Origin of the sequence: Phenylobacterium sp. (assembly GCF_030693405.1) — a bacterium.
Lineage (GTDB): Bacteria > Pseudomonadota > Alphaproteobacteria > Caulobacterales > Caulobacteraceae > Phenylobacterium.
On sequence record NZ_JAUYAW010000003.1, the window covers coordinates 1 to 6,649 of the forward strand.

Here is a 6,649-nt window from a genome sequence, read left to right on the forward strand (position 1 = left end):
ACAAGCGCATGGCCGCCTCGGAGGCCTGAGGGCCTCCGCGCGCCTCAATCAGCCTGGGCGCCCGCCGCCTTATCCAGGTAATCCAGGGCCGTCAGGACCTGAGCGCGCACGCCCACCTCCAGCGCCGCCTCGTCGATCGTGAAGAACGGCGAGTGGTTGGTCCCCGGCGGGAAGCCGACGCCGAGCCGGTAGAACAGCCCCGGCACCACGGCCTGGAACTCAGCGAAATCCTCCGCCCCGGTGATCTTTCCCGTGTCGGGATCCACCGGACCGGACGCGGCCGCCGCCAGGGTCGGCGCCATCAGCCGCGCCAGATCAACATCATTGCTGACCACCGGCGTGGCGCCGCCCATGGTCAGTTTTCCCTCCGCCCCATAGCGCGCCACGATGCTGTCCACGGCGGTTTGCATCTGGGCGATGGTGGCGGTGCGCATCTCCGGATCGAAGGTGCGCAGGGTGCCCCCCATCATCATGTCCTCGGGAATGATGTTGTGACGCACGCCGCTCTGAATGACCGCAACGGTGATGACGGTCGGCGAGCGAGCCACATCGAGCCGACGTGAGGCGATCTGATTGAAGGCCTGCACGATCTCGGCGCTGAGGGAGGCCAGGTCGATTCCGTCCCAGGGCCGGGCGCCGTGGGTCTGCTTGCCCTTGATGCGGATCTCATAGGAATCGGCGGCCGCCATCATCGGTCCGCTGCGATAGGCGATGGCGCCCACCTCGCCAGGGCTGACATGCAGACCGAAGATGGCGCCGGGCCGGGGATTGGCCAGCACGCCTTCGGCGACCATCATGATCGCGCCGCCATCTTCGCCCGGTGGCGGACCTTCCTCGGCCGGCTGGAAGATCAGCACCACTGTGCCGGCGATATCGGCCTTCATGCCGGCCAGCACCTCGGCGGCGCCCATCAGGATCGCCACATGGGCGTCGTGCCCGCAGGCGTGCATGACCGGCGTCGGCTGGCCGTTGTATTCTCCCACCACGTTCGAGGCGAAAGACAGGCCGGTTTTCTCTTCCACCGGCAGCGCGTCCATGTCGGCGCGCAGGGCGACCACGCCGCCGGGCTTGCCGCCTTTCAGGGTCGCTACGACGCCGGTGTGGGCGACGCCGGTCTTCACCTCATAGCCCAGGGCGCGGAGATGATCAGCCACCAGGGCCGCAGTGCGGAACTCCCGGTTGCCCAACTCCGGGTGCTGGTGAATGTCGCGACGCCAGGCGACCACCTTGGGCTGCAGCGCCTCGGCGGCGGCGAAGACGGCGGCCTTGTGCGGACTGTCCTGCGCCAGGGCCGGGCCGGCCCAGCTCATGGCGGCCATGGCGGCGCCCATCAGGGCGGCCTTGGTGAAGATCCGGCTCATCTCAGCGCTCCTGGAGGGGAACGGCGGGCCGGACGATTCGGCCGCCCTTCATGGGGCTCGGCGCCCCGGTGGTCTTGGGGAACGAGATCGGCAGGTCCCGCGCCGTGCGGGCCGCCAGATAGGCGAAGGCCTCGGCCTCGATGGAGTCGCCGCGCCAGTCCACGTCCTCCGCGGTCAGGACCTTGGCCTTCAGCCGCTCGCGCAGGGCCTTCATGATCTCAGGGTTGTGTCGTCCCCCGCCGCAGACGATCACGGTCTCGGGACTGGTCTCCAGCTTCTGGAAGCCGAGCTTCACGGCCTCAGCGGTGAAGGCCACCAGGGTGGCGGCGGCGTCCTCCAGCTTCAGCGCCTCCAGGGGCTCGAGGGAGAAGTCATAGCGGTCGAGGGACTTCGGTGGGGCCGCATCGAAATACGGGTGCGCCAGAAGCGCCCTAAGCAGGCCCTCATCCACGAGACCGACGCTGGCGTAGTTGCCCTTGTCGTCGAAGCGGCCGGCCCCGCGGGCCTGCACCAGAAGATCGATCATTCCGTTGCCTGGCCCCGTGTCGAAGGCCACCAGTTCGCCGACCCCAGGCCAGAGGGTGACATTTGCCACACCGCCGACATTCAACACCGCAAGCGGCGGGCTCATGTCCGAGGCGCGCGCCCGGGCCAGATGGTAGATCGGCGCCAGAGGAGCTCCCTCCCCGCCGGCCGCCACATCGGCGGATCGGAAGTCAAAGGCGACCGGGACGCCGGTCTGCTCTGCAAGCCAGGCGGCGTCGCCCAGTTGCACGGTGCGGCCCACCTGACCATCTCGGGGCCGCTCATGCAGCACGGTCTGGCCGTGCATGCCGATCAGGTCGATATCGGACCAGGCGAGATCACTCTCGGCCAGAAAGGCCTCGGCCGCCTCCAGATGCTCGCGGGCGACCGCAGCGGCGGCCTCGGCGAACATCGCCGGCTCAGCGGCGTTCCTCGCCCAGCCGCGGGCGGCCTCGGTGGCGGCCAGAACCAACTTCCGCACCGGCTCACTGAGCTTGCGCTCTCCGGCCGGGCCGAAGGCCTCGATGGTCTCGCCATCGGTCTCCAGCACCGCCATGTCGACAGCGTCGAGAGAGGTGCCGGTCATGAATCCCAATACGCGCATCCGCCTTGACTGCCATGGCTTAGGCCCGCTAGCTAGCCGCCATGATCGACGCCCGCACCTTCACTGGCCTCTATTACCGCGCCCCCTAAGCGGCGCGGATCGATCTCTTGCGCCCACCATCCTGGTCGGCGCGCCCTTCGAACCCTTCGAACCCTGGCGTTTCCGGCCGAGCTCACCGGAGACCCCAGATGACTCTCGAACTATCCGATCCCAGCGTGCTAGAGCCCGGACCTTCCCATTCGAAGTCCGGCTCCATGACCAGCGATCCTGCGTTCAAATCCGAATTCCTGCGTCTGATGCAGACGCGCGGCTACATCCACCAGATCACCCATTCGGCGGAGCTGGACGCCGCCTGCCAGGCCGGCCCGATCGTGGCCTACATCGGCTTCGACGCCACGGCGTCCAGTCTGCATGTGGGTCACATGATCCAGATCATGATGCTGCGCCGCCTGCAGCAGGCTGGTCACAAGCCCGTGGTGCTGATGGGAGGTGGCACGACCAAGGTCGGCGATCCTACCGACAAGGACAGCCAGCGGCCCCTGCTGACCGACGCCCAGATCCAGGCGAACATCGACAGCATCCAGGCGGTGTTCCGTCGGTTCCTGACGTTCGGCGACGGACCCAACGACGCGGTGATGGTCAACAATGCCGAGTGGCTGGATCGATTCGGCTACGTCCAGTTCCTGCGGGACTATGGCGTCCATTTCACCATCAACCGCATGCTGAGCTTCGACAGCGTCAAGAACCGGCTGGACCGCGAACAGCCGATGACCTTCCTCGAGTTCAACTATATGCTGATGCAGTCGGTGGACTTCCTGGAGCTCGAACGCCGCTACGGCTGTGTCCTGCAGATGGGCGGGTCCGACCAGTGGGGCAATATCGTCAACGGGGTCGAGTTGATCCGCCGGGTCGACCAGAAGCCCGCCTTCGGCCTAACCACACCCCTGCTCTCCACCGCGTCTGGCCAGAAGATGGGCAAGAGCGTGGGTGGGGCCGTCTGGCTCAACGCCGACATGCGCAGCCCCTACGACTACTGGCAGTTCTGGCGGAACACCGAGGACGCCGATGTCGGGCGCTTCATGCGGCTGTTCACCGACCTTTCCCTGGAGGAAATCGCCCGGCTGGAGGCCCTCGAAGGCGCTCAGATCAATGAGGCCAAGAAGGTCCTGGCCAATGCCGCCACCACCCTGCTGCATGGGGAAGAGGCGGCGAAGGCGGCCGAGGCCGCTGCCGTGGCCGCCTTCGAACAGGGCCAGCTCTCGGGCGATCTGCCGAGCTTCGAAATCCCTCGCGCCGACCTTGAGGCCGGCGTCGTGCTGGCCGCCCTGGCCACGGATGCAGGTCTTGCGGCCTCCCGGGGCGAAGCGCGTCGGCTGGCGCAGGGGGGCGGCCTGCGGGTGAATGACAAGGCCGAGACCGACGCCAACCGCACCCTCGATGCATCCGATCTCGTGGACGGCGTCGTAAAGCTGGCTGCGGGCAAGAAGAAGATCGTGCTGGTGCGGCCCGTCTGAACGCGCGGCCCAATATGGAGACCACAGCCCATGGCTGAGCTGGACATCGGCGCCCCGGCGCCCGCCTTTGAACTTGAGGGTCCGACGGGCCCCATCCGTCTGGCTGACTTCGCAGGCCAGACCCTGGTGCTCTATTTCTATCCTAAGGACGATACGTCCGGATGCACCAAGGAGGCGATCGACTTCTCCGAGCAGATCGAAGCCTTCGCCGCCGCCGGGGCGACCGTGCTGGGCGTGTCGAAGGACTCGGTGACCTCGCACGGCAAGTTCGCCGCCAAGCACGACCTGAAGGTCCAGCTGGGCTCCGACCCCAGCGGGGCCGTGGTCGAGGCCTACGGGGCCTGGGTGGAAAAGAGCATGTATGGCCGCAAGTATATGGGGATCGATCGCTCTACCTTCCTCGTGGATGGCGAGGGCAAGATCGCCGGGGTCTGGCGCAAGGTGAAGGTCCCCAGTCATGCCGCCGCCGTGCTCAAAGCCGCCCAGGCCCTGAAGGCCTGATCACGCCTCTCTTTCGCCGCCCCGGGAACCTTCCTGGGGCGGACTGTGTTGTAGAATTGTCGCTTCCCTAGGGAATGTCGTTCGGCGTCTGGCTCGCCCTCCCGATCCGTGTGGCGAGTCAATTCAGTCTCGTTTAACGAGATGCTGTGATTGTGAGCGAAGCTGGGCTTTTGCTCCCTCGCGGCGCGAAGGCCCTTGCGCGCGCCATTCATCTCATTGCATATCGTCGTCGCTGCTCCTGGTAACTGTAGCGATGAGCATGAAACGCATAACGCGCCTCCGCCGTTCGCTCGAAGAGCTCTTCCCCGAGCGCCATCTGTACGTCCGCTCCGGCGGCGAGATGCGCGCCTACGTCCTCACAACCCCCAAGCAGATTCTCGGCGCCAGCGCCGTCGCCGCCGCGGCCCTGTGGATGGGTGTCTGCACCGCGGCCATGATGGTCAGCGCCATGCAGATGTCGGCGAGCGATCAGGAGATCGCCCGCACCGAGGCCAAGTACGAACGCTGGATCGCCGACCGCCAGGCCCGGCTCAACAGCGCCGTGGCGCAGCTGAACGCCACCAACGGGTCGATCGATGATCTGGCCTTGTCGGTGGAGCGTCGTCACGCCGCCCTGGCCATGCTGCTCAGCGATTATAAGGACACGCCCGGCGCCGCCGACGCTCTGGCCCCGGAAATCCAGCGCGCCGCGACGACCCCGGAAACGACAGACCCGGTCCGAAGGGTCGAACTGGTCCGAGCCAGCCAGGAACGCCTGTTGGATTCGGCCGACACCTTCGCCAAGGGTCGGGCCGAGCGCCTTCGGATGGCCTTCCGCCTCGCAGGGCTCAGCCCCAATGGCTATGCGCCCAAGTCCGGCGCCCTGGGCGGCCCGCTGATCGAAGCCCGCGACCCCAAGGCGCTCGCCGCCGTTCTGGACGTGGACGAGGACTTCGCCTCCCGTATCCAACACGCCGCCACCAACCTCTCCGAAGCCCGCGCCCTCGGCTCCGCCGCCGAGAAACTGCCGCTGGCCAAGCCGACGCCGGGCGGCCGGCAGACCAGCGGCTTTGGCGTCCGGTTCGATCCTTTCACCAAACGCCCCGCCTTCCATTCCGGCCTCGACTTCGGCGGCGGGTTCATGACCCCCATCCTGGCCACGGGTCCTGGCGTCGTGTCCTTCGCCGGCGTTCGCTCGGGCTACGGCAACACGGTCGAGATCGACCACGGCCAGGGCTTCAAGACGCGCTACGCGCATCTGCAGGCGATCGCCGTGAAGCCCGGTCAGCGGATCGCCGTCGGCCAGCGCGTCGGCGGCATGGGCTCCACCGGGCGCTCCACCGGCGTGCATCTCCATTATGAAGTCTGGGTCAATGGCCGCGCCCAGAACCCCAGCCGTTTTGTGAAGGCGGGCGAGTATGTTCAGCAAGCAGCCGACTAAGTCGGACAGTTCCAAGACCCCGGCGCGTCTCGACGGCCCGCCTCAGATCTTGTCGGAAGGCCCCGTGGTCCGAAAGGCGCCGACCGTGGCCTCGCTGATCGCCGAAAACCTGACTGTCGAGGGCGGGATCAGCGGCGAAGGCGAACTGCACATCGATGGCATCGTGCGCGGCGACGTGCGCATCGGCAAGCTGACCATCGGCGACACCGGCCATGTGGAAGGCTCGATCTTCGCCGAGGCCGTGGAGGCTCGCGGCCGGGTGATCGGTGCGATCACCGCCAAGCAGGTCCGCCTCTATGGCACCTGTTATATCGACGGTGACATCACCCATGAGCAGCTGGCCATGGAGACGGGCGCCTTCTTCCAGGGCCGCAGCCTGAAGTTCCAACGTCCCCCGGCCCCACCGGCCGAGGCGCCGGCCAAGCCCGCACCGCCCGCCCTCGAAGCGCCGGCGACGGCGCCCGCCGCCGCCAGCGGCGCCCCCCAGGCCAAGCCCGTCTTCTAGAGCGCGTTTCCGATAAGTGGGAACCGGCTATCGGAGCAAAACGCGCTCAAGTCTTTGAGTTTAGAGCCTGATTCAACGACCAGACGGTTAAGTCCGGTCGCATCAGGCTCTAGGACGGGGCCGGCCTGGCCGGCTCAGTCCTCGCGGGTGATCCCGACGCGCTGGGCCAGGGACGCCCCCATGAAGGCGTCCAGATCGCCATCCAGAACCCCATCGGTG

General features: G+C 67.2%; 6 protein-coding genes. 4 read left to right on the forward strand and 2 right to left on the reverse strand.

The window, feature by feature from the left end:
- Positions 1 to 44: 44 nt before the first annotated feature.
- Positions 45 to 1,361: an amidohydrolase gene (locus Q8N19_RS00040; RefSeq protein ID WP_305587618.1), complete on the reverse strand. Its 1,317-nt coding sequence runs from the start codon at positions 1,359 to 1,361 to the stop codon at positions 45 to 47.
- A 1-nt stretch (position 1,362) separates the two neighbouring features.
- Positions 1,363 to 2,490 (reverse strand): anhydro-N-acetylmuramic acid kinase, encoded by a 1,128-nt coding sequence (locus tag Q8N19_RS00045; protein ID WP_305587619.1) that lies wholly within the window; start codon positions 2,488 to 2,490, stop codon positions 1,363 to 1,365.
- Between the two features lie 188 nt (positions 2,491 to 2,678).
- On the opposite strand from Q8N19_RS00045, the gene tyrS reads away from it, so the two are divergent.
- From tyrS to Q8N19_RS00065, 4 genes are all read left to right on the forward strand, one after another.
- The gene (gene tyrS, locus Q8N19_RS00050; protein WP_305587620.1) at positions 2,679 to 4,004 is read left to right on the forward strand and encodes a tyrosine--tRNA ligase; all 1,326 of its coding nucleotides are present in this window, start codon (positions 2,679 to 2,681) and stop codon (positions 4,002 to 4,004) included.
- 30 nt (positions 4,005 to 4,034) lie between these two features.
- Positions 4,035 to 4,505 (forward strand): peroxiredoxin, encoded by a 471-nt coding sequence (locus Q8N19_RS00055; protein WP_305587621.1) that lies wholly within the window; start codon positions 4,035 to 4,037, stop codon positions 4,503 to 4,505.
- A gap of 253 nt (positions 4,506 to 4,758) precedes the next feature.
- Positions 4,759 to 5,925 (forward strand): M23 family metallopeptidase, encoded by a 1,167-nt coding sequence (locus Q8N19_RS00060; protein ID WP_305587622.1) that lies wholly within the window; start codon positions 4,759 to 4,761, stop codon positions 5,923 to 5,925.
- Entirely contained in the window at positions 5,903 to 6,430 is a 528-nt protein-coding gene (locus Q8N19_RS00065; RefSeq protein WP_305587623.1) for a polymer-forming cytoskeletal protein, read from the forward strand. The genes Q8N19_RS00060 and Q8N19_RS00065 overlap by 23 nt, the downstream gene beginning before the upstream one ends.
- Positions 6,431 to 6,649: the final 219 nt, after the last annotated feature.

Coding starts and splice junctions, on each gene's coding strand:
- Q8N19_RS00040 (WP_305587618.1), bottom strand. CDS start 1,361: ATGAGCCGGATCTTCACCAAGGCCGCCCTGATGGGCGCCGCCATGGCC.
- Q8N19_RS00045 (WP_305587619.1), bottom strand. CDS start 2,490: ATGCGCGTATTGGGATTCATGACCGGCACCTCTCTCGACGCTGTCGAC.
- tyrS (WP_305587620.1), top strand. CDS start 2,679: ATGACTCTCGAACTATCCGATCCCAGCGTGCTAGAGCCCGGACCTTCC.
- Q8N19_RS00055 (WP_305587621.1), top strand. CDS start 4,035: ATGGCTGAGCTGGACATCGGCGCCCCGGCGCCCGCCTTTGAACTTGAG.
- Q8N19_RS00060 (WP_305587622.1), top strand. CDS start 4,759: ATGAGCATGAAACGCATAACGCGCCTCCGCCGTTCGCTCGAAGAGCTC.
- Q8N19_RS00065 (WP_305587623.1), top strand. CDS start 5,903: ATGTTCAGCAAGCAGCCGACTAAGTCGGACAGTTCCAAGACCCCGGCG.